This window comes from Dyadobacter soli, from assembly GCF_900101885.1.
GTDB lineage: Bacteria > Bacteroidota > Bacteroidia > Cytophagales > Spirosomataceae > Dyadobacter > Dyadobacter soli.
On record NZ_FNAN01000001.1, the window covers coordinates 202,590 to 227,173 of the forward strand.

The 24,584-nt window shown below is 52.9% G+C and carries 16 protein-coding genes; 9 read left to right on the top strand and 7 right to left on the bottom strand.

The features are described from left to right. Positions 1-69 precede the first annotated feature (69 nt). The gene (locus tag BLQ88_RS00735) at positions 70-990 is read right to left on the bottom strand and encodes a LysR family transcriptional regulator (protein WP_090145728.1); all 921 of its coding nucleotides are present in this window, start codon (positions 988-990) and stop codon (positions 70-72) included. Between the two features lie 98 nt (positions 991-1,088). Between BLQ88_RS00735 and BLQ88_RS00740 the strand changes: the two genes are divergently transcribed. Both BLQ88_RS00740 and BLQ88_RS00745 read left to right on the top strand, forming a co-directional pair. After that, on the top strand, positions 1,089-1,712 hold the full coding sequence (locus BLQ88_RS00740) for an NAD(P)H-dependent oxidoreductase (RefSeq protein ID WP_090145730.1): 624 nt from the start codon (positions 1,089-1,091) through the stop codon (positions 1,710-1,712). Positions 1,713-1,724: 12 nt separating this feature from the next. Continuing rightward, complete coding sequence (locus BLQ88_RS00745; RefSeq protein ID WP_090145732.1) at positions 1,725-2,771, top strand: SDR family oxidoreductase; 1,047 nt, start codon at positions 1,725-1,727, stop codon at positions 2,769-2,771. On the opposite strand, the gene BLQ88_RS00750 is transcribed toward BLQ88_RS00745, so the two are convergent. The 5 genes from BLQ88_RS00750 to BLQ88_RS00770 form a co-directional block, all read right to left on the bottom strand. Continuing rightward, positions 2,768-3,199: an SRPBCC family protein gene (locus BLQ88_RS00750; protein WP_090145733.1), complete on the bottom strand. Its 432-nt coding sequence runs from the start codon at positions 3,197-3,199 to the stop codon at positions 2,768-2,770. The two genes, BLQ88_RS00745 and BLQ88_RS00750, sit on opposite strands and share 4 nt — an antisense overlap. A gap of 21 nt (positions 3,200-3,220) precedes the next feature. Beyond that, positions 3,221-3,553: an ArsR/SmtB family transcription factor gene (locus BLQ88_RS00755; protein ID WP_090145735.1), complete on the bottom strand. Its 333-nt coding sequence runs from the start codon at positions 3,551-3,553 to the stop codon at positions 3,221-3,223. A 149-nt stretch (positions 3,554-3,702) separates the two neighbouring features. Beyond that, positions 3,703-6,108 carry a TonB-dependent receptor gene (locus tag BLQ88_RS00760; RefSeq protein ID WP_090145737.1) on the bottom strand — a complete coding sequence of 802 codons (2,406 nt, stop codon included), beginning with the start codon at positions 6,106-6,108 and terminating at the stop codon, positions 3,703-3,705. A gap of 168 nt (positions 6,109-6,276) precedes the next feature. Beyond that, complete coding sequence (locus tag BLQ88_RS00765) at positions 6,277-6,501, bottom strand: SH2 domain-containing protein (protein WP_090145739.1); 225 nt, start codon at positions 6,499-6,501, stop codon at positions 6,277-6,279. An 83-nt stretch (positions 6,502-6,584) separates the two neighbouring features. After that, positions 6,585-7,175, bottom strand: a complete 591-nt coding sequence (locus BLQ88_RS00770) for a hypothetical protein (RefSeq protein WP_090145740.1) — start codon at positions 7,173-7,175, stop codon at positions 6,585-6,587. Positions 7,176-7,518: 343 nt separating this feature from the next. Between BLQ88_RS00770 and BLQ88_RS00775 the strand changes: the two genes are divergently transcribed. The 7 genes from BLQ88_RS00775 to BLQ88_RS00805 all read left to right on the top strand — a co-directional run bounded on the left by BLQ88_RS00775 (position 7,519) and on the right by BLQ88_RS00805 (position 20,036). After that, the gene (locus BLQ88_RS00775) at positions 7,519-7,923 is read left to right on the top strand and encodes a response regulator (protein WP_090145742.1); all 405 of its coding nucleotides are present in this window, start codon (positions 7,519-7,521) and stop codon (positions 7,921-7,923) included. After that, positions 7,920-10,913, top strand: coding sequence for an ATP-binding response regulator (locus BLQ88_RS00780; RefSeq protein ID WP_090145743.1), 2,994 nt, complete (start codon positions 7,920-7,922; stop codon positions 10,911-10,913). Before BLQ88_RS00775 ends, BLQ88_RS00780 begins: the two co-directional genes overlap by 4 nt. A 141-nt stretch (positions 10,914-11,054) precedes the next feature. Next, positions 11,055-11,648 (top strand): RNA polymerase sigma factor, encoded by a 594-nt coding sequence (locus tag BLQ88_RS00785; protein WP_090145745.1) that lies wholly within the window; start codon positions 11,055-11,057, stop codon positions 11,646-11,648. Between the two features lie 85 nt (positions 11,649-11,733). Beyond that, entirely contained in the window at positions 11,734-12,834 is a 1,101-nt protein-coding gene (locus BLQ88_RS00790) for a FecR family protein (protein WP_090145747.1), read from the top strand. A gap of 210 nt (positions 12,835-13,044) precedes the next feature. Beyond that, positions 13,045-16,614 (top strand): TonB-dependent receptor, encoded by a 3,570-nt coding sequence (locus tag BLQ88_RS00795; protein WP_090145749.1) that lies wholly within the window; start codon positions 13,045-13,047, stop codon positions 16,612-16,614. Positions 16,615-16,637: 23 nt separating this feature from the next. After that, on the top strand, positions 16,638-18,416 hold the full coding sequence (locus BLQ88_RS00800; protein ID WP_090145751.1) for a RagB/SusD family nutrient uptake outer membrane protein: 1,779 nt from the start codon (positions 16,638-16,640) through the stop codon (positions 18,414-18,416). A gap of 93 nt (positions 18,417-18,509) precedes the next feature. Then, positions 18,510-20,036 carry an FG-GAP-like repeat-containing protein gene (locus BLQ88_RS00805; protein ID WP_090145754.1) on the top strand — a complete coding sequence of 509 codons (1,527 nt, stop codon included), beginning with the start codon at positions 18,510-18,512 and terminating at the stop codon, positions 20,034-20,036. Positions 20,037-20,308: 272 nt separating this feature from the next. Here the strand turns inward: BLQ88_RS00805 and BLQ88_RS00810 are convergent, their stop codons facing one another. After that, the gene (locus BLQ88_RS00810) at positions 20,309-24,475 is read right to left on the bottom strand and encodes a DUF6923 family protein (protein WP_090145757.1); all 4,167 of its coding nucleotides are present in this window, start codon (positions 24,473-24,475) and stop codon (positions 20,309-20,311) included. Between the last annotated feature and the right edge of the window lie 109 nt (positions 24,476-24,584).

Below are 24,584 nucleotides of genomic sequence, written 5' to 3' on the forward strand. Positions count from 1 at the left end.
CACCCAATACGGTACCACACAACCCATCGGCGGTCAGCGGTCGGCGGTCAGCGGTCATCAGCCCGCCCCTCACGCCACAACCGCCGCGGGCGCCTTCCACTTACTCACAAACAAATCCTGCAACTGCTCGATTTCTTGCTGGTAGATGGTCTTTTTCCGGGTGCCGAAGTATAAGGTGTTTTCCATCGGAGTGGTGCCTTCCCACACGAGCTGGATCTGGCCGGTTTCGATGGCTTCCGTGCATAGGAAATGCGGGACGATCGAGAAGCCTTCGCCGCCGCTGAGGCAGCGGATGATCGAGCATATGTTGGGTACGATGTAGTTGGGGCGGAAATCGGGGTGCTGGTCGAAGTTTTTGAGCCAGAAATTCTTCAAATGCTCCATATCGGCTGCGGTGCTGTACCAGATCTGCTGTTTGAGCCAGTTGGCGGCTTCGGTCTTCCTGGGCTGGCCGAGTAGGTCGATCAGCGGATCGATGTCGGTTTGATTACCGGCGATAAGCACGATACGCTCTTTGGAAAAAGGTTTGTAGACAAGGTTCTGCTGGTTGCCCTGCTGCGGCGTCACGATCAGGTCGAGCAGGCCGTTGTCGAGGTCCTGCTGCATTTGCGGGTATTCGCCGAATTTGATGATCAGGTTGAACGGCAGGGTTGGAATGTGCTCTTCCAATGTGTATTGAAAGGTTTCAAAACACATCCCGACGCTGATGGTCGGCCGCTCGGATTTGGAGCTTTTATGAAAATGCTGCTCCACGGCTTCGAGTTTCCGAAGCGGGTCGAGCACGAAGTTGTACAACACCTTTCCTTTCTCGGTCGGTACCATTTTGCGTGGTGACCGGTCGAACAGCTTATGGCCCGTATAAGCTTCCAGCGAATTCAAATGCAGGCTCACGCCCGGTTGAGATATAAAAAGCTCCTGGGCGGCCGCCGAGAGCGTCCCCGTTTCGTAGATCGCCTTGAAAGTGCGGAGCCATTCCAGATTGAGTACCATACCTATCTATAAGTTTTATAATACAAATATACAATTTAAGTTATTTTGATAATGCATCAGATCGCCGGAAATTTGTAGCATCAAAATCAAAACAGACTATGAAAAAGATATTTGTCATTAACGGCGGTCAGCATTTCGCGCATTCGGGAGGAAAATTCAACCATACGCTAACGGATCTGGACCAATCCTATTTTACAGCAGAAAACGGTTTCGAGCTGCAAGTAACGGGCATCAACCAGCCCTACGATCCCGATGAGGAGGTAAGGAAGTTCGTGTGGGCGGACGTGGTCGTATACCACACGCCGGTATGGTGGTTTTCAATGCCTTATAAATTGAAGGAATACATCGATACCGTCTTCACGGCAGGTCACCGAAAAGGCATTTACCGCAGCGACGGCCGCAAAACCGATAACCCCGCCATCAATTACGGCACCGGCGGAATGCTTCACGGCCGCAAATACATGCTTACCACCACCTGGAACGCACCCGAAACCGCATTCACATTACCGGGAGAATTCTTCCGCGAGCATTCGGTCGACGAAGGGGTAATGTTTGGTTTCCACCGCATGAATGCATTCACCGGTATGGAGCCGCTGGAAGGTATGCATTTCCACGACCTCGAAAAGAATGCCACGCCCGAGCGTATCCAGGAATACAAAGATCAGTACCTGGCGCACTTGGCCGGTGTTTTTAACAATCTGGAAATAGAAGCAGCCGCTTAAACCGATAGCAAAATGGCACATTTAAAAACAGCATTGGTAGTAGGAGCGAGCGGGTTAATCGGCAAAAACCTGACGGCCTATCTGCAATCGTTGCCCGATTGGAAGGTGATAGCAACATCCAGAAAACCGCTGCCGGGAAATGTGGAAACGGTGACCGTCGATTTGCTCGACGAGGCTGACGTAGCAGTGAAATTCGCGACGCTGGCTTCCGTAACCCACGTTTTTTACACCGCCTACCAGGACAAACCGACCTGGGCCGAACTCGTAGCACCCAACATGGCAATGCTCCGGAATGTGGTGCAAACGATTGAAAAAGTATCGCCCAAACTGGAACATATCAGTTTTATGCAAGGCTATAAAGTATATGGGGCGCATTTGGGGCCGTTCAGGACGCCAGCGCGGGAGGACGACCCGCCCATTATGCTTCCCGAATTCATGACTGAGCAGCAACGGTACATTACCGCGGCGCAACAGGGGAAATCGTGGAGCTGGTCGGCGATCCGGCCGTCGGTTGTGGGTGGTTTTGCACCGGGTAATCCGCTCAACCTGCTGTCGCTGATCGCGGTTTACGCTTCGATAAGCAAGGAACTGAATGTGCCTTTCCGCTTTCCGGGAAAGCCCGGCGCCTATCATCCGCTCATCGAACTGACGGACGCCGATTTGCTTGCGAAAGCCACCGTCTGGGCGGCCACTACGCCTGAGGCTGCCAATCAGGCATTCAATATCAATAACGGCGACCTCTTCCGCTGGGAGGAAATGTGGCCCAAACTGGGCAGGTATTTCGGATTGGAAACCGCTCCGCCCGTGCAGCTCCCGCTCGCGGAGGTGATGCGCGACAAGGAGCCCGTGTGGGAAGCGCTGCGCGAGCGCCACGGATTGCAATATGGTTACGAGGCATTGTCCGCCTGGCCGTTCGGAGACTTCGTCTTTTCCTGGGATTACGATTTTCTCGCAGACGGCTCGAAGGCCAGGCGGCTCGGGTTTCACGAATATGCGGATACCGAACAGATGTTCTACCGCATATTCGATCAGTTGCGTGCCGAAAGGGTGATTCCTTAACCTTCCTGCTCCACGAATTCGGTGAGGCTTTTGCTGATAATGTGGGTCCAGCCTGCGGAGAAGCTTTCCGGTTTGAAATCCGCGTGGTCTTTCGGGAAGGTGTGCAGGCCCTTGTGCGTGAGGCGTAGGCGGGTTTTTTCACCTTCGGGAATGAGTTCGAAACTCACTTCGGAGTCGCCGGGGTAATCGGCGTAGCGCCACGAATAGGCGAGCTTGCGGTTAGGCTCGGCTTCTGTGACTTTGCAGAGGTGGCGGTACTGCCTGTCCTCGCTGCCCGCCGTGAATTCGAACTCGAAGCCGGGTTCTGCCTTGAATTCCGGAATGTCGAAATACCATTTCTGCATTTGCCCTGCGTCGGTAAGGGCTCTCCACACCCGCGCCGGCGGGGCATTCAGTACTTTTTCTAAAACAAAAGGTTCAAAAGCCATGGTTATGATGGGTTTAAAAGTTCAAAGGTTTTCATCAGGAAGGTCTTCATCCAAAAAGCGTTCGAGGGCGTCGAGCTTGTCTTGCCAGAATTGCTGATAGGTATTAGCCCAGTCGGAAACTTCTTTGAGGCCTTTCAAATCAGCCTGGCAGAAGGTTTCACGGCCGCGGGTCTGCACGGTCACGAGGCCGCATTCCGTCAGTATTCGAATGTGCTTGGCGACGGCCGGCCTGCTGATCGTAAAATGATCGGCTACATTGTTGAGATTGAGTGTTCGCCGGGACAGCAAACCGATTATCTCCCGCCTTGTAGGGTCTGAAATGGCCTGAAAAACGTCTCGTCGTACCTGGTTCATGGGTTTGGAAACGGTTATAAAAGTAAAATGGAAACCATATGGTTTCCAAATATAAATGAAACCAAACGGTTTCCAAAAAAATAGCCCGGATTTTTTGAAAAACCCGGGCTTAACCCCAATTCAGTCCGATTTAGTAATGCAGTTGAACCTTAATTGTTTCCTTCACCAGCCTTTTTATCATCATTGCTAATCCGCTTCTTCTGCCGCTGGTTGCCCGATACCTGCCCGAATTCATATTTCAGGTTGAGGCGCCAGCCGCGGCGGTACATCGCCACGTCCTGCGACTGCACGAAATTCGCGCCCACGAATTCGTTTTTCCACCGGATCCGTCGGTTGAACGGATTATCATAGCCAAACCCGATCGTCCCTTTCTTTTTCAATATCTCTTTTTGTAATACAATATTATAGAACCCGAATCCGCCGTAGCTGCCCTGAATGTTCACGCGCTTGGAGTTGTAGAACCCGAATAGCTGCGCTTTGATGCCCTTCCCGAAATCGATGGTGGAGTTCAGGTTAATGCGGTACATCCAGTCGGCGTTGCGGGTTTTGAGCTCGGCGCTTTCGAGTACATTATAGAATACGTTGAGCGAGCCGTTCACGCTCCATTGTTTCATCAGCTTAGTATTGGCACTCAGGTTGACGCCGTATGCGGAGTTTTCGGCTACATTCTGGAAAATCTGTTTCAGCACGCCGCTGCTGTCCACATTGCTGATGCTCTCAATCGCATTGTTGGTCTGGCGGAGGAAAAAGGACGCATTAATGCTCGTCTGCTTGATCGAAACGCTGTAATTGGCCTCGACCGAATGCGTCAGTTCCGGTTTCAGATAGGGGTTACCGCCGTACTGGTTCTTCGAATCGGCCTGGTTTACATATGGATTGAGGTAAAAGAACTGCGGCCGTTGAATGCGCTGCGTGTAGCTCACCCGCAGTTGCTGGCTCTTTTTAAGGCTTCGCGAGAGGCTTACGCTCGGAATGAGGTTGCCGTAATTGTTCGAAAATGCCGCGGTACCATTCAGGAAGTTTGCCTGGATGAATGTGTGCTCGTAGCGCGCGCCCAGGTTGATGCCCCATTTGTTCTTCGGCGTGCGGTTGTAAACGAGGTAGGCCGCGGTTACCTGCTGCGCATAGTCGAACACATTGGCCTGCTCGGGCATATCGTGGAAATCGTCGGAGCCGTCGATGGCGCTGGAAATGCGGTAATCGCTCAGGATCTGGCGGAAAATGGTTTTGGTGCCGGTTTCGAGCGTGCTGATGCTGTCGAGCGGATTGGTAAAGTCGAGCTGGATCGTTCCTTCCTTATTATTGCTGATATTATAGCTCTTTTCGCGGTAGTAAACAGCATTGCCGCGGTCCATGAGGTCCGAATCATAATCGCTGTCCTCGCCTTCGAAAGAGTACATCATGAGCAGGTTCAGCTCTCTTTTGGGTTTTTTGAACAAACGGGTATAATCGAGGTTGACGGTTGCGCCCTGCCAGTCGTACGTACGGCGCATGTCACGGCGGAAATACTGGCTTGAAATACCCCGTCTGCGCTCGTCGAAGGTAATGTCGAACCAGTTGGTGTTGATACCATTGTAGTAGTTGATCCCCGCGCCGACGCGGTTGAGGGAGTCAATGTCCCAATCGGCATTGAACGACCCGTAGAAGTTCTTGCCGCGGCCGCGTACCCATTGCAGCTGCTCCTGGTTGGTGACGGAATCCGCATTGCTGAACGTGCGGTATTGCTGCATGTACCGTTTGTTTTTCCAGTTGCTGAACCCGCCGTTGGCAGAGAGCGTAAGTCCTTTGTTGCGGTGGCTGATGCTCGCATTGGGCCAGTTGTTCCATTGCCCGAAATTAGGGCTGACCGAGCCGTTGGTACCTTTCAGGGTATTCTTTTTGGTAATAATATTGATGATCCCCGCTGTTCCTTCTGCATCGTATTTGGCAGAAGGTGAGGTGATTACCTCCACTTGCTTGATAATGTCGGCCGGAATTTGTTTCAAAGCTTCGGAAACGCTGCGCGCTACTACATTGGAGGGTTTGTTGTTGATCAAAACCTTGATATTACCACTTCCGCGCAGCTGTACATTGCCCTCGATATCCACGGCAATGGAAGGTATTTTTTTCAAAACGTCGGTCGCGTCGCCGCCTTTAATGCTGATGTCCTTTTCCGCATTGTAAACCATCCGGTCGGAACGCTCTTCGAAAAGCGCCTTTTGCTCGCTGACGGTAACCTCTTTCAGATTCTGTGCCGCGGAGGTCAGCTTGATGACGCCAATCTCGATATCTTCCTTGTCCGCATGCACCGGGCCAAACGTTTTGGTAGTGTAACCCATCAGCGACGCCTGTACAATGTAAACGCCCGGCGCCACTTTCGTGAATGTGAACCGGCCCTTGGCATCGGCCGTCACGCCTTCGGTGATTTTTCCGTCTTTCAGCAAGGCGACCGTCGCAAATTCGACAGGCTTATTGGCCGTCGAGTCCATCAGCAGGCCCGAAATGCGTACTTGCTGCGCGAAAAGGATATTCATGGTAACGGCCAGAATGGCCAGGGTGAGTAGGGGTGCTTTCATACATGGCTAATTAACGACTGTTCGATTTGTGTCCATCCGGTGACCGATTTGGCGGCGATCGGATGCAATGCAATGACGACCGAGTTTCCGAAACGTTGCACGGAAAAAACAAAAAAAGGCCCGACGGGGCCTTTTTTTGTTGTTAATCAGATGTAAAAAACAGGGGCGTCAGGCCTTCTGCGCGTGGAATGGCGCCTGGTCGTGTCGGACCTGCTCTGCCAGCCTGGAAATATAGGGAATGCCCTCGCGCTCATAGGCCGCGATCTGCGCGGCTGTGAGCCGGATCTCGAATTCGTACACACCTACTCCTCCGCACACGACGGAGAGGACGTAGTCTCCGGGGCGATGTTCGGAAAAAGTATAATTCCAGGCTTCTTTGGCAATTTCTTTCATGTAAAAAGGCGTTATGCGGGGCTAAATATACGTCAAAAAGCCAAAGGACAGCGCGTTGCCCAACGCGCTGTCCCGTTTCATGGTTATAGTGGTGTTTCCGTGTATTTTCCCTTAGGTATTTTGTTGACGACCGCCTCGGAGTAGCCCGTAGGAAGGTGGCCGCCCGGCAACCACAGGTTGTTGGCACCCATTTCATTGCCCGAAGGCAGGCGCACATTCAATGCTTTGGGGTCAGGGATCGAAATGCGGACCATTTCCTTGCCCTGCCAGCTGCCGGCAGGGATGCCCAGCTCCGTTTCGATTTTGCTGATGTCTTTACCGGTTTTGGTCAGCATTGCATCCATTTCGGTTTTCGTCATCACAAACTGCGTGTTGTCGGGGTAGCCCAGCGTGTCGCGGCCATAGTCGTCCAGTGCCTTTTTAGTGACGAGGTACGTCGCGCCGCCGTTGAATTGCGCGAGGTGGAAATCGATGTATTTCTGGTCCAGGTATACCGAAGGATCGGGGCGCTGGCCTTTGGCAATGTCGAGTACTTTCTGAGAATTCCAGCCGTCTTTCCAGGAATCTTCGAGTTTGATAGTTTCGGGGTTTGTGTCGTGGTCATCGTCACTACACGAGAAGGACACGGCCGTCATCAGCATGAGCAGCCACAGGCGAAGGAGATTTTGCTTCATTGAAATAGTGTTGGGTAAATGATTGTGTCCGCAAGTATACTGAAAAGTAAATTAATTCGACTTTTATACTTGTCATTTTTGAATAAATTCTACAAATGCTCGTCCGGGTGCAAGCGTTTCCCCGCTTTGTTAAATCCGTGCAAATTTTTTCCCTATCATCACGGAATTAACGGTTTCGGACAGGCGTGCGGGTTCATAATTCGCGGATTTTCTATGCGCCAGTCCCTGATTTCGCCATTGGCGATCATGGAATGAATTTTGCAATTCACCTGAATACCGGAACGAGCCGGGAACGTATAGGGTGAGGGGGCGTACCGGCCGATAACAAGAATTTACCGATAAAATGATGATACCTGGAAACATTTCGATTCTACTGGTGGACGACGACGTCGATGACCAGGAGATCTTCCTGCTAACTATGCAGGATACAGGCGCGGGTGTGGATTGCGAGTTCGCATGCGACGGTATCCAGGCACTGGAAAAGCTGGGCGGCGGGGCATATCAGCCTCAACTGATTTTTATAGACATCAATATGCCTAAAATGAATGGAATGGAATTGCTTGCCGAATTGAAGCAAAACCCCCGGCTGGTACAGACACCGATTTACATGTATTCGACCTCCGATCAGAAAGAAATCGTTACAAAGTGCATGGAACTCGGTGCGTCCGGTTTTATGAAGAAAAGCCCTGATATAGATGAGCTTAGGAGAGGTTTTACGCAATTGATAGATAACCGCGCAGCTCTATGACCGACCCGACGGAACAAACCACACTTGAATTTTTGGCAGGTGGAGGCGAGATGGGCCGGCGCATACGGGAATTCGATTGGCATACTACCGGCCTGGGAAGCCCCGGAGGCTGGCCGCAAAGCCTGAAAACGTGCATCCGGATCATGCTCAGCTCGAAGCAACCCATTTGGATCGGGTGGGGGCCAATGCTTTTGAAGTTTTACAACGATGCCTATATCGACATTGTGCGCGGCAAGCACCCGCATGCGCTCGGGGAGCCGGCGTCGGTGGTATGGAAGGACATCTGGAAAGATATTGAGCCGTTGCTCACGCGTGCGATGGAGCGCGACGAGGGCACTTATGTGGAATCCCGGCTGCTGATAATGGTGCGAAGCGGGTTTCCGGAAGAAACTTATTATACTTTTTCCTACACACCCGTGCTGGGCGATGATGGGCGCCCGGCAGGGATTATTTGCTATAATACTGCTGATACAGAGCGTATTATTAATGAAAGGGCGCTCAAAACCATACAAATGCTCGATACGCTCGGTGAGAAGAAGCGGGAAGATGAAGTTTTTGCGCAGGTAGGAAAGGCATTGTCTGCCAATTCGCTGGATTTCCCGTTTGCCGTACTGTACAGAATCTCGGAAGATGGCGAACAGGCCAGTCTCGTAGCAACATCGGGCATTAGCAGCACCGACAAACACCTCGATGCACACATTGACCTCACCGTCCACGGTACCCATTACGAACAGCTGGTATCGACTGTGCGGGAGAACCGCATGACCGAGGCGATCAACCGCGGGCATTGGAAACACCTGGCCAAGGGAGGCTGGGACGTGACGCCCAAATATGTAGTTTACCTGCCCATTCAATCGGCAAACCGTGCATTTCCGCTCGCATTGCTGGCCGTCGGGCTGAACCCCTACCGCAAGTTCGACGAAGCCTACCGTAATTTTCTCCAGCAGATCGCCGACCGCATTGCATTGGGCCTTGGGAATGTAATGGCTTACGAAGAGGAGCAGCGCAGGCTGCATATCCTGGAAGAGCTCGACAAGGCCAAAACCCTGTTTTTTACCAACATCAGCCACGAGTTCCGGACGCCGCTGATGCTGATGCTGGGCCCGCTGGAAGAACTGATGAACCGTAAGGTGACGGAATGGTCGGAAGGGGAGCGGGCAAAGGTGGAAGTGACCCATCGCAATGCATTGCGTTTGCTAAAACTGGTGAATACGCTGCTGGATTTCAGCAGGATGGAGGACGGACGCGGGCACGCGCGGTTTGTGAGGACGGATATCGCGTCGTATACACGGAACCTGGCGGCCAATTTCCGCTCGGTCATCGAAAAGGCGGGGCTTAAATTTGAAGTAGCTGCCGACACTGATGCGATCGCCTACGTAGACCAGCAGATGTGGGAAAAAGTGGTGTTCAATCTTTTGTCCAATGCATTTAAATACACATTAAACGGCAAGATCACGCTAACACTCGAAATGCGGGAGGGGCACATCCGGCTGTCGGTCCGCGATACCGGCGTGGGCATTCCCGCGCACGAGCTGCCACATATGTTCGAACGTTTCCACAGGGTACAAAATTCGGGTGGGCGCACGTATGAAGGCACTGGAATAGGCTTGTCGCTGATTAAAGAGCTTGTAGGCCTGCACGGCGGCGACATCGGCGTTGAAAGCACGGAGGGTAAAGGAAGCTGTTTCACCGCCAGGATTCCCGAAGGCAAAAGCCACCTCGAAGCGTCGCAGGTGTACGAAGAGAACCCCGAAATCGACGAAGCCATTTCGGATTTCTATGTGCGTGAAGCGGAAAGCCTGCTGGCTTCATCGGAAAGGGAAAAGCAGGATAACGAATGCCGGGAGGACCGTCATGGAGAATGCGTGCTCATTGCCGACGATAATGCCGATATGCGCGAACACATCCGCTCTCTTTTGGGCACCCAATACAAAACATTGACCGCCTCGAATGGTGCCGAGGCGCTGGGGCTCATCCGGAGATACCGGCCGGTGCTGGTACTGAGCGATGTGATGATGCCCGAAATGGACGGCATCGCATTATTGAAAGCGGTCAAAAGCGACCCGGCGGTATGCCACACGCCCGTCATCCTGATCACGGCGCGGGCGGGGGAGGAGTCGCGGATCGAGGGGATCGAAATCGGGGCGGACGATTACATTGTGAAACCGTTTTCGAGCAAAGAACTCATTGCGCGGGCGCAGGCGCAGATACGCATGTCGGGCGAGCGCAACCGCATTACCGACGAGCTCGAACGGCAGGTGGAACAACGGACGCAGGACCTGCTGAATGCCAACCGCGAACTCGAATCATTTAATTATGTGGCGAGCCATGACCTTCAGGAGCCGTTGCGCAAGATCCAGACCTTCATTCATCTCATCGAGCGTAATAATTTCGATAGTGAACTTTCGAAGGGCTATTTCCAGAAAATATACCTTTCGGCACAGCGAATGGGCGAGCTGATCCAGTCGGTGCTATCGTACAGCAGGCTGTCGGAGAACGGCGAAGCATTGCAGGTAGTGGATATGAACAAGGTCATCGAGGACATCAAAGTGGATTTCGAGCTGGCAATCCAGGAGAAGGAGGCGCTGGTTATCGGCGAAAATCTTCCGGTAGTCCGCGCGAACCTGCTGCAAATGAACCAGCTGTTTTCCAACCTGATCAGCAATTCACTGAAATTCTCGACTACACAGCCTGAGATACGGGTTACTGCTGGCCGGGACACCGGCCGTGATATTCCGCTGGTACCCAAAGAGTTGGCCGATCGCACTTACCACCACATTTGCGTGAGGGACAACGGCATCGGCTTCGAACCCGAGTTCAGCGAGAAAATATTCGCATTGTTCCAGCGCCTCCACCGCAAGCACGAGTACGCGGGTACGGGTATCGGGCTCAGTATTGTCAAGAAAATCGTGGAGCAGCACGAAGGCTTCGTTTCCGCCGAATCACACCCGGGGGAAGGTGCCGCTTTTCACATCTGGTTGCCGGCGTAATTGCTGTGTAACCAGTATTTTACGGTTGAAAAGATGTCAATATCAAATAAGAAAATGCTAATATTCGAAGTATAAGTGCGGCGGAATTGTTCTATTTAAATATTTTTTAGTATTTTTGATAAAAAGCAAAAACCTGACTATTTGGCTTCTTTCTTTACTGATACCGATGATAGAATGCTCTGGCAACGCTTCCGGCAGGGAGATGAGGAAGCATTCACCCTGCTGTATCAGCGGTACGTGAGGGTTCTTTACAGTTACGGAAAGAAGCTGATCTCCGACGAAGCCGTGATCGAGGACCTTGTCCAGGATTTGTTTATCGACCTATGGCAAAGCCGTACCCGCCTGGCCGACGCCGAATCTCCCCGTTTTTACCTTTTCCGTTCACTGAGGCGCCGCATTCACCGCGCCGGCAATGGCCGCTTCAACGAGCGTTGGGACTTGCTCGATGAAGACCTTCACCCGATAGCACTGCCCAAGGAATCGGAGATCATCGAATTCGAGCAGACCCAGAAACAGAAAGACGACCTCGATACCTGGCTGAAAAGCCTCCCCGGCAGACAGTACGAGGTAATGATCCTGCGTTTTTACAATGATTTCAGTTATTCCCAGATTTCCGAGCTGCTCACAATCAATGAGCAATCGGTAAGAAACCTTGTACAAAGGGCCGTTTCCAAGCTCCGCCAGCTCACCATTTCAGCCGTTATCTACGGATTATTTCTATTTCTTCTAAAATAATTCACGAAAAGTGAGTTAAGCCGCCATTCTGAATGCTCTTTCTATATGAGCACCAAGTCAAATTTTTCATCAAATATTTATACTGATGGGTTACTATCATTACGAAGTAACTGATTTTCTGGAAGATCAATATTTCAAATCCTGGGTACTGGCCCCGTCCCGGGAGTCCGCTGATTTTTGGAATAACTTTTTACTCACACATCCCGAAAAAGCCGAGGCTGTGGCGGGCGCTAAATCATTGCTGCTGGGTATCCATGCCGAAGTGGAAGCGGATTTCCCTACCGAAGGACAGGTTACAGCCATGCTGGAAGAAATCCATAGCCGCAAGAATGCGGTGAGCCGCTGGCAAATGCGTGGATTGTGGTTGCGTTTGGGCGCATCGTTATCGGCTGCGGCGGCCGTATTGCTGGTCATCGGCTGGCTCCGGCAGCCCAACCGGCACGATAGCCATGTGAGTTACGAAGAGTTGTTGTCGGCCGTGGAGGCGCCATTGATGGAGCAATCCAACACGACCACCGCGCCGATCCTGCTCACATTGCCGGATAGCAGCACGATCCTTTTGCAGCCGAAAAGCAGCGTGAGTTACCGTAAAGACTTTTCCGAGAGTACATTACGGGAAGTTTACCTGTCGGGTGAGGCGTTTTTTACAGTGACCAAAAATCGCCGCCGGCCTTTCGTCGTGTATTCGAATGAGTTGGTTACCAAAGTATTAGGTACCAGTTTTATGGTGAAAGCGTTCAAGGATGCCAAACAGGTGGAGGTGAGTGTCAAAACCGGCAAGGTGTCGGTGTTTCCACGTACCGATACCGAAGTATGCGACGGCTTAGCCAGTCCTGAACTGGCCGGGACGATCATTACGCCGAACCAGAAAGTACTTTTCTCACGCGAGCAGACGCAGATCCGCAAAGGGTTGGTCGAGTCGCCGGAAATCCTGGCCTCGGCGGTGTTACCAGCACCGCTGTTGAAGTTCCAGGACATGCCGGTGTCGGACCTGCTGGGCAATATCGAAGAGACCTACGGGATCGACATCGTATATGACCACCGTTTGTTCGGCCAATGCCTGCTGACGGCCTCGTTCACGACCGAAAGCCTGTACGAGAAAATGGACCTCATCTGCAAGGGTATCGAAGCGGATTTTGAGGTAGTGGACGGCAAGATGGTCGTTACAGGCCGTGGATGCAATTGATTTTGAATGATTACCAATGCTAACAAACCTAACTGATAACCTTAACCCAGAACTGCTTCTATGATTTAACCAAACTCCCTAAAAAAGAAAAGGTTGATGATGTTGCACCATCACCAACCCAGAGTTCATCCCCAATTCGATTGCATCCGTTACCGGCGGATGGAGGACTCGTTTTGCCCATTTTTCCATGTTACAAAACTTAGTAAAGTTATGAAAAAATTGTATCCTAACTATGCTTATTGGCAGATCCTTATGAGATTCAGTTGTATGCAACTCATCATTGCTGCACTCCTGACGACCGTGGCCGTGGCTGGTGTTACCGAAGCGCAGGAGGTCCTGAATAACCGCGTGACGATCCAGATGCAGAATCAGGACGTTCGTAAAGTGTTGTCAGCGATTGAAGACCAGGTTAAAATAAAATTCCTTTACAGTTCCAATCTCATCAAGGCGCAGCGCAAGGTGAGCGTGGACGTGAAGCAGGAGCAACTCGGCTCCGCATTGAAATCCATTCTGACGCCACTGGACCTTGATTTCGAGGTTTCAGGCAAGCAGATCATCCTCAAAAGAGTGAAACTGCCTGTCGAAAAGCTCAATCCCCAAAGCTACAAATCGGCAACGCTCGATCGCAGCATTTCCGGGGTGGTAACCGACGGCAACGGCTCGAAACTGCCCGGTGTGTCGGTAGTGGTGAAAGGTACCTCGCGTGGTACAGGTACCGATGCCGACGGTGTTTACAAGATCGAAGCGCCGGACGGCAATGTGACGCTGACATTCAGCTTTGTGGGTTTCACGCCCAAGGACGTGGATGTGATGGCAGGCCAGAGCACCGTGGATGTAATCCTCACGCAGGACGAAAAGCTGCTTAATGAAGTGGTGGTAGTAGGTTACGGAACGGCAAGCCGCAAGGACCTCACCGGCGCCGTTTCCATTGTGAAGGTGGCCGAACTGACCGAACAACCCAATGCAAACCTCAGCAACCAGCTGCAAGGCCGCGCCTCGGGTGTAACCGTACTTACTTCCGGTCAGCCGGGACAAGCGCCGCAAATTCGTATCCGCGGTATCAACTCGTTCGGTAACAACACGCCGCTATTCGTCGTGGACGGTGTTCCTACCCAGGACATCAACAACCTGAATCCGAACGATGTTGCTACGATGCAGGTATTGAAGGATGCGGGCTCAGCTTCTATTTACGGGTCACGGGCTTCCAACGGGGTGGTGATCATTACTACCAAGCGCGGACAGGGTAAGGTTAAGGTAAGCTACGATATGTTCTACGGCACGCAAACCGTGAAGAAAGGCAATGTATATGACATCCTCTCGCCGCAAGGTATGGCCGACCTGAAATTCCTCGCACTCCGCAATTCCGGCGCGGCTATCAACGACCCGCAGTATGGTAACGCTGAAAAGCCGGTACTGCCCGACTACATTGTGCCGACCGGCCTGAGCGAAAGCCAGGTAGACTTCTCGAAGTATTATGTGAACCCTAATTATACCGACAAAGCGGACATGGATTCGTTCTACCGCATTGTGAAGTCCAATAAAGGTGGTACCGACTGGTTCCATGAGGTGTTCAAGAATGCACCGATGCAGAGTCATAACCTTTCGGTGAGTGGTGGTGGCGAGCAGGGGAACTACATGTTTTCTTTCAACCATTTCAACCAGCAGGGAAACCTGATGAACACTTACCTGAAACGCTATACGCTTCGGGCCAACAGCCAGTACAATGTGAGCAAGCACATTCGCGTGGGTGAAAACATCGCACTTACGCTCGTGAACAACCCGCGCACGGGAATCCTGGAAGAAGGCGGCGGTATCGGTATGGCTTACCGTATGCAGCCGATCATCCCGGTGTACGATGTGCAAGGGAACTATGCAGGTTCGTTCGGTAGCGGGTTAGGTAATGCTAAAAACCCTGTTGCGATCCGCGACCGTGCGCGCAACAACAAGGGGCTTACCAACTCGATATTCGGTAATATGTTCGCCGAAGTGGATTTTCTCAAAGATTTCAACTTCCGGACCAGTTTCGGGGGCGGATTGTTTACTTACGCAGAGAACACATTCGCATACCCTGAATGGGAGAACTCCGAAAACGTAACGACCAATGCTTACTCGGAGCGTGTAAATTCGGGCTACAACTGGACCTGGACGAATACGGTTACCTGGGAGCATTCATTCAATGACAAACACAATTTCAAGGTGTTGGCGGGTACCGAGGCTTACAGCAGCAGTTACCGCGAAGTGGGCGGTTCCACGCAGAGCTATTTCTCGTTTGACCCCAACTATACCAGCCTCACCACCGGGTCGGGAACACCTACCAACTTTTCTAACCGCTCCTGGGATGCATTGTTCTCCTACATTGGCCGCATCGACTATAACTACAAGGACAAGTATTTGTTGAGCGGAACCTTGCGTCGTGACGGTTCTTCGCGGTTTACCAACCAGTACGGCTGGTTCCCGGCTGTGAGCGCAGGCTGGCGGATCAAGGAAGAGGAGTTCATGAGAACGGCTACCTGGCTTACCGACCTCAAAATCCGCGGTGGATGGGGTATTATGGGTAACCAGTTCAACGTGGACCCTGCGAATGCATTTACGACTTACGGCCAGAACAGGAGCTTCGCGTTCTACGACATCAAAGGAACCGGCAACAGCACTGTTATGGGCTTCCAGCGCACCCGCGTGGGCAACCCGAATGCAAAGTGGGAGGGTAATATCAATTCCAATATTGGTATCGATGCACAGCTGTTCAATGGAGCGATCGACTTTACCATCGATTACTACCAGAAAAACATCGACGACCTGCTGTTCTCCCCTGAACTTGCGGGAACAGTTGGGCAAGGAACTGCGCCAGCTGTGAATATCGGTAAAATGAAGAACAAGGGTATCGATATGTCGATCTACGGTGAGAAGAACATCACCAAGGATTTTAAATTGAATGCGACCGCTACCCTGACGACCTACAACAATAAGATCGTGAAGATTACCGACGGCGTAAGCTATTTTGACCAGGAAGGCCGCCGTTTCAATGGTAGTACCATCGTACGCAATGCGGTAGGGCATTCCATCGGACAGTTTTATGGCTACAATATCGTAGGTTTCTGGAATTCCCAGGCGGAAATCGACCAGGCTAATGCGCAGGCGGCAGAACGCAGCGGTAACCCGGCGGCTGTTTATCAGAACGAGGTAAAAGTTGGACGTTTCCGTTATCAGGATGTGAATGGCGATGGTCTCGTGACTGCCGACGACCGTACATTCCTCGGCAATCCCAGCCCTAAATTCAGTTATGGTCTGAACATCGGTGCAACCTACAAAAACTTCGATTTCGGTATTTTCCTTTATGGCGTGCAGGGCAACCAGATCTGGAACAACCTGAAATGGTGGCACGACTTCTACACCAATTTCCAGGGTGCGAAAAGCAACACCGCATTGTACGATTCGTGGACACCCGAACACATGAATGCTACTGCGCCTATCCAGGAAAACACCGGTTCGTTCAGTACCACCAACGTGCCAAACTCCTACTATGTGGAAAACGGCTCATACCTCCGTGCGAAGAATGCGCAGATCGGCTACACGCTGCCTAAAAACATCACCCAGGCATTGAAAATCGACCGCCTGCGCGTGTATGTGCAAACTGCCAACCTCTTCACGATCACGAAATACTCCGGCCCGGATCCCGAAGTAGGACAAAGCCAGGTAGGTGGTTCGACGGCATTTGGTCTGGACGAAGGGGTTTATCCGAACACCCGTCAGTTCCTGGTAGGTTTAAATCTGACATTCTAATTCACTGTATAAAACAGAAAGAGATGAAGACATTGAGATTTTCAAAAATAGCGCTGGTTGCGATGTTCGGTCTGATTTCGTATTCCTGCCAGGAGAGTTTTCTCGACAAACCTGCACTGGGATCGCTGAGTGACGCCCAGCTGAGTACCAAAGCCGGCGTGCAGAGCCTGCTGATCGGTGCCTATGCGGCGCTCGACGGTAACGGGGTAGGAGCGGCCAGTGCCTGGGACGCTGCGGCGGACAACTGGATTTACGGCAGCATTGCCGGCGGTGATGCCAAAAAAGGCAGCGACGGCGCCGACCAGCCCGGTATCAACTCGATCATGATTTACAGTGCCGGCCCGAGCAACGGTTTTTTCAACAGCAAATGGCGGGCTGCCTACGAGGGCATCAACCGCGCCAATACGGTGCTGAAATTCATTCCGCTCGTTACTTCCGGGATGACCGACGCCGAAAAGACCGATTATACGGCACAGGCGCGCTTCCTGCGCGGACATTACTATTTTGAACTCAAAAAGATGTTCAATATGGTGCCGTGGGTGGATGAAAACACGCCCGACCCGGCTGCGGTAAAGAACGACGTAGATATCTGGACGAATATCGAAGCGGATTTCAAGTTCGCGATGGACAACCTGCCAGCGACGCAGGCCGAAGTAGGCCGGGTGAACAAATGGGCTGCCGCCGCTTACCTGGGCAAAACCTATCTGTACGAGAAAAAGAATAATGAGGCAAAAACTGTTTTCGACCAGGTAATTGCTTCCGGCGTAACGAGCAATGGTTTGAAATACGAGCTGTTGCCGAAATTCCAGGACAATTTCGACGCCGCGCAAAAGAACCTTGCGGAATCGGTTTTCGCGATCCAGATGGCTGCCAACGATGGTACCAACACCATCGACAACGCCAATACCGGCGGTATGCTGAACTTCCCTTACAATTCGCCTTTCCGCTGCTGTGGTTTCTACCAGCCCAGTCTCGATCTCGCGAATTCCTTTCAGACGGACGCCAATGGTTTGCCGAAAGTGGATGGGTACAATGCCACGACGCTGAAAAACGACATGGGTGTCAAGTCGGACGCAGCATTTACACCCGATGCGACTACCGCACTCGATCCGCGTATCGACTGGACCGTCGGTCGCCGCGGCATTCCATTCCTCGACTGGGGTAACCATCCGGGTCAGACCTGGATCCGCGACCAGAGCTATGCCGGACCGTATTCGCCTAAGAAAAATATCTACTGGCAGGCTACCCAGGACAAGTATTCCGACCAGCATTCGTGGGCACCGGGAACGGCTATCAACATCCAGGTGATCCGTTTCGCAGATGTATTGCTCATGGCAGCCGAGGTGGAAGCCCAATTGAACAACCTTGCGAAGGCGCAGGATTACGTGAACCGCGTGCGTGCACGTGCCGCGAAACCCGAAAGCTGGGTGTATACCTACGCCGATGCTTCCAAGCCGATGGGCGGTTTTACCAAAACACCGGCCGCGAATTACAAGATCGCGCAATATCCTGCCGGCGCATTTGCTGCCAAGGGTAAAGACGGTGCATTGGCAGCGATTTACTTTGAGCGCAAACTGGAACTCGCGATGGAAGGCCACCGGTTCTTCGACCTTTCGCGCTGGGGTGTCGCTGAGCAGACTTTAAATGCCTATATCGCATTTGAAGGTAAAATTACGCCTGACGTGCGTGGTGGAAAGTTCCTGAAAAACGTGAACGAATACTATCCGATCCCCCAACGGCAGATCGACCTTAGTACGAAGAACGGAGCGTCGTCATTGAAACAAAATCCCGGTTACCAATAAACAAACTAATACCAAAAGGGGGGCGACCCTCTGCAAGGGGGCGGTGCATAACTGCCCCTTTTTGTTTATAATAGAAGGTTAATTGATTGGATCATGACATTGTCGAAATGGCTTTCGGCCTTACCGCTGGGGATTTTCTTATTTGCAGCTTGCATGCAGGCGTGCGGCACCACGGGACGGTCGGACGAGCAGGAACTGACTGGCGAAATCGCCGAAGGCCGGGATGCGGCACAGAAGCATTGCAGTACCTGCCATTTGCCGGTCGAACCCGCATTGCTGGACAAGGAAACCTGGAAAAACCGCGTGCTGCCTGCTATGGCGCAATATTTTGGCATTGAAGTGTGGCAGAAGAACCAGTATTTCGCCGCCGAGCGCGCGGTAATGCCTATTGCCGAATGGATGAAGATCGTGGCTTACTATGATTCTCTCGCGCCTGCTCATTTACCTGCGGCGCGCCCGCCTGTCCCCGTACGTAATGATTGGGCCGGTTTCACTGTCAAAACCCCCGCTTCCGACACATCCCGCCTGGCCACGACAACCATGGTGGCGATCGATAGTGCAGACAGAGCTATTTATACCAGCAGCTCCGAAATGCCTGCATTGGTGCATTGGGATAAGGATTTTGGTAAAATAATTAAAGGAAGTTTGTCTTCACCGGCTATGCATATGCTGTTTTCTGCCTCTCGCGCCCCGATTGTCACGGTGGTGGGTGAAATGCGCGCCTATGACGTAGCGCAGGGCGAGCTAGGTAGTTTGAAACCTCCGGGTGAGTATGACCCGGCGCCATTTGTGACCGGCTTGCGAAGACCGTTGCACACGTCGGCGGCTGATTTTAACCGCGATGGAAAAACGGATTACGTGGTTTCCGCATTCGGCCATAACCAGGGCGGGCTTTACGTGCTGCGGCAAATGCAGGACGGTAAGTTTGAAAAAATACCCGTGCGGGAAGTTGCCGGCGCTACGCAATCGATTACCGGAGATTTCAATAAGGATGGCCGGCCCGACATCATAGCCCTCTTCGCACACGCGCAGGAAGGGATCTGGCTCTTTACCAACGACCGGAAAGGCGGTTTCTCTGAAAAGCCGCTGTTGCGTTTCCCACCGGTTCAGGGCTCTTCCAGTTTCCAGCTCGCCGATTTCAACCGCGACGGACTGCCCGATATTCTGTACACGGCAGGAGACAATAGCGATTACTCCCGCATTCTGAAACCCTACCACGGCATTTATATCTTTTTGAACAAAGGTGATTTTCAATTTGAGAAAAACTGGTTTTACCCGGTCAATGGCGCTACCAAAGCCATGACGGCCGATTTCGACGGGGATGGCGATCTCGATATCGCGTCGATCGCATTCTTCGCCGACCTGCTCCACAACCCGGCGGAGAAGTTTCTGTATTTCCGTAACGAATCGTCAAAAAGCGGTACAGATTTGAAATTCCAGCCGTTTTCGCCCCCGGTTGCGCAATACGGCCGCTGGATTTGCATGGATGTAAACGACTGGGACGGCGACGGCGACCCGGATATTGTTCTGGGTAATTATTCCAAAGGTTTTCTGAATCAGGAAACGGTAAAGGCGGATTGGAATGTGTATTTGCCGTTTGTGGTGTTGGTTAGTGAGTGAAGGGTTCGATGTGGTCAGGTGTTGTCAGGTGTTGTCAGGAGTGGTCAGGTGTTGTCAAGAGTGGTCAGGTGTTGTCAAGAGTTGTCAGGTGTTGTCAAGAGTTGTCAGGAATAGTCAGGAGTAGAGACAATACCTGACAATACCTGATTATTCCCGACAACACCTGACTATTCCTGACCACATCTGACAATACCCGACAACACCTGACGACACCTGACACAAAAAAAGCACAGACCAGGTGGCCTGTGCTTTTTTTACATTACGTTTTTAACTTATCTCACTATTATAACCTTTTGCAAATGCTGGCTGCCGTCGGCGAGGGTGAGTTTCACGGTGTAAATGCCGGGAGCGAGCTTGCTGATATCCAGTCCTTCCGAACCGATAGCCTTGCGGTCGATTACCTTCACGCCCGCTGCATTGTGCAGTATGACGGATTTCACTTTGGCGAAATCCTTGAATTTCAACCTGTCGCTGGCGGGGTTGGGGTAGGCGGCGAGCAAGCCGTTTCCACCAAATTCCACGCTCGCAATGCGGCTGTATGCAAATTCGGCCTCATTGCCTTTCACAGCGCGGTCCACCATTTTGAGGCGGTAGTAGTTTAATCCTGCCGCTGGTGCCTGGTCTGCGAAATCATACTTGCGCAACACTTTGCTTTCGCCGTGCGATGCCACGGTACCAATCATTTTCCAGTTTTTCGCGTCGGTGCTGCGTTCGATTTCGAAGCGGTCGCTGTTGGTTTCCTCGGTGGTTGCCCAGTTGAGGAGCGCGGTGCTGTTGGCTTCCTTGGTAACCGAGAACGACACCAGGGTCACCGGTAATTCGCATTCCTCTTCGCTTCTCACTGACAGCAATGCCGTGCCGGAGGTGAGCGTACACAAGTCGCTGTCGCTGTCGACGATCACGCGGTAGCGGTTGTCGTTCCACACTATGGTAGCAGGCGTGAGTGTCAATGTGTTCGAATTCGCGCCCGAATAGCTTCCGTTGGCATCGGTAGCACCGCCAGGGGCGAGGTCGGTCCAGGTGTCACCGCCATCCGTGCTTACCTGCCATTGGTATGCAAGTGTGCCGGTGCCGGTGGCCGCTACCGCGAATGTGGTCGTGTTGCCGACGCAAATGATCCGCGTTTCCGGGTTAGGCTTGGTAAGCTCGATGTCGCAAAGCGTTGCCGTCACACAGTTCGCACCGTCGTTGCTGTTGGAAGGGAGCGAAGTCGACATGTAGCTGGCGGAATTGCCCACCGGATCAATTTTGTAAAAACGGCCCGAATCGTTGTGGAATGCGTAAAGTTTGCCTGTTGCGTCCGCGAAAACAGCTCCGAAACCACTATTGCCGGGGAGGCCGGATACCGGTGCGGAACCCACCGTAACGGCACCCGTGAGTGGGTTGATCGTCGAAATGCGTGCATCGGTCGTAAATCCGTAGATCAGCTGGGTCGAAGGCAGGTAAGCAAAATCGGACCCGGCGAATGGCTGGCTCAGCGCCACGCCGTAGGTCGGGCCGGTTTGGAGTGCGAAACCGTTAGTCGGGTCCACCAGTTTCAGGTAGGTCGACGGGCGGTTCGGGTCCACGTCGATCACGTAGAAGCTCGGTGTATTGGTCTGATAAATCATCATATAACCGTTTGGCAACTCCACGCCGACATTGAAGTTTCCGCTCAGGTTCGCGATCGGATACTCCACGGTACCGCCTTCGCGGTCGATCTGCACAATGCTGTTGGTGCCGTTGCGGGTCGCCCACAGCATATTGTCGGCCGAGTTGAAGATCAGCGAGTTTACGGTCATCGGCAGCGGCGCGATTTCCGTACGGGCGCCGGTATTCACATTGTATGCGTAGAGTGTAGAAACAGGCTCTCCGGCAGCAGCAGCCACCTGGTAGGTGATACCGTCGGCACAATCGAATGGCAGGTTTTCCAGGATCGAGTTCGGGCAGCTGGCACCGTCGTTGCTGTTCGAAGTAATGCTGGTCGAAAGCAATGTGGAAGTGGCGGCGGTAGGATTAATGCGGTGGAATGTGCCCGGGTCGTTGGCAAATGCGTAAAGCTTTCCGCTGGGGTCGGCAAATACCGCACCGAAAGACGTGCCGGTCGGCAGACTGGCCACTATCGCCCCGACGGTACTTGCACCGGTAACGTGGTTCAGCGTCACCAATCTCGCACTGGTTGATTCAACACCGTAAATGAGGCCGGTAACCGGTTCATACACCAGGTCGGCCACGTTAATACCGGCGGTCAATGCTTTGCCGTAAGGCGCGGCAGTCTGCAATGCATACCCATTGGCAGGATCTACCAGGCGCAGGTAAGTAGCGCGTGAGGGATTAATATCGATCACGTAATAGCGCGGCTGATTGGTGCTGTAAATCAGCATATAACCATTGGGAAGTCCCGTGCCGACATTGTATCCGCTGACAGGCAGGTTTGCGATAGGGTATTCAACCAAAGCACCGTCGGCTGCAATGCGGACGATCGAATTCGTATTGTTTTTAGTCGCCCAGAGCGTGTTATCCAATTCGCTGTAAATAAGCCCATTCACTAGCGTAGTGAGTGGCGCGATCTGCGTCCTCGTTCCGCTTACCACGTTGTAGGCATACAGCGTCGACACGGTTTCGCCACCTGCCGCCGCGACCTGGTATGCCACGCCGTCCTCGCATTCGAATGGCGTCAGGCAGCCCGTGATCGTAATTGGCTGGCTCACCGGGCCTTCACAACCCGGATTCTCGTAACGTGCGTAATAGGTACCCACAGGTGCCTGCGTGGGATCGGCTACGAGCGTAGCGGGCGATGGCGTCGATGAAGTGTAAAAGCGCAATGTGCTGCCGGCAGGGATAGGGCCAGCTACCAGGCGGTTGAGGTCGTAGGTGTCGGCCGGACAAATCGGTGCGTCGGTACCGGCTACCAATGTCGGTTCGCCCGGTATGGCATACACGTTCATGGTCGCCGACGACGAAGGTGTCGTACAAAGGTTGCTGGTAATCACGCACCGGTAGCGGTAGTTGTTCCAGACCGCGGTGGATGGTGTTACGGTGAGTGTGGCGGTACCGCCGCCGGAATAGCTGCCGTTGGGGCCGGTGAACGGGGTGGTTTGCAAATTGGCCCAGTTGCTTCCGCCGTTAGTGCTTTGCTGCCATTGGTAGGTGAATGGCCCGTTGCCGTCGGGTGCGACGGTGAAATTGGTGGTATTGCCCGGGCAGAGGGTTACATCGGCCGGTACCACGGGAATATCCGTATCGCATTCCACGAATGCATTGGGGCAGCTTGCCGCGTCGTTTCCGCCGGAAGGAGGGCTGGTCGAGAGCAAGGTAGCGGTATTGGTCGCTAGGTCGATGCGGTAAAACCCGCCGGTGGAGTTATTGAATGCGTATAGTTTGCCGGCTTTATCGCTGAACAAGCCGCCATAAGGGGCGTTGGGCAGGCCTGCGATCGGGGACACACTGGTCGTCACCGCGCCGGTTGCGGGATTGATGGTGGTAAGGAAACTGCTCTGGTTGATCCCGTACCCGAGGCCTGTCGATGCCAGGTAGGCCATATCCGACGCGTCGAAGCCGGCGGAAACCGTTGTACCGTAGGGCGCGGCCGTTTTCGGCGCGTACCCGTTGGTCGGGTCGACGAGTTCCAAAAACGTAGCACGTGACGGATCAACGTCTACCACGTAAAACTCGGCCGCATTGCTGCCGTAAATCAGCATGTAAGCATTAGGCAGTTCCACACCCACATTATAGCTGGCTGTCGGCAGATTTTCGATGTCATACACCACGGTTCCTGATCCGGCACCGATCCGTGCAATGTCGTTCGAGTTGCCCACCGTTGCCCATAAAAAGTTGTCGGTGGCGGTGCTGTAAATGAGCGAGTTCAGGGAATAGGGAGTAATGCCGCCGATCTGGGTGCGTGCGCCGGAGCTCACATTGTAGCTGAACAGCGAGGATTCTGTTTGTCCGGCTGCGACTGCTACCTGGTAGGCAATGCCGTCCAGACAGCCGAACGCCGTCTGCTGGCCCATGCGAAAGTTCTGGTTCTGCATGTTTGCGGCCTGGTTCGCGAGTGCGATTTCACCTACCAGCGGCGCATTGGCCTGGTTCGCCGTGTTGCTGCCGCCTACCACGTCTTCGGCCACATAATAGGCGCCCGGCACGCGGTTACCCTTCGGATTCGTGGCGGTGCTGGTAAGCACAAGCTTGTGCCCGGCCAGGTTGTTGGTCAGGCCGGTAAATGAATAACCGCCCGCAGGGCCTACTTGCGCGGAAGCGATAATGGCGCCTGTCGTGTTGTTGACCACATTGACATACATCGGACCGCCGAAATTGGTACCGGTTTCGCCGGCATCGACAATGCCGTCGCCGTCGGTGTCGATCCACACGGTCCCGGTAATGTTGACCGCCATGGCCATTCCATAGCATAGCACTCCCACGAGCAGGAAAAGTGCTCTGATCAATAGATTTTTGTTCATAAGCAAGCGTTTGAATTAGGTGGAAAAAATGGTTAGTGCGGGACATAAAATGCCGGGCGGCCTCATCGGAAGGCTGCAAATAATCCGGAATGAAATTCTGGTTTAATGG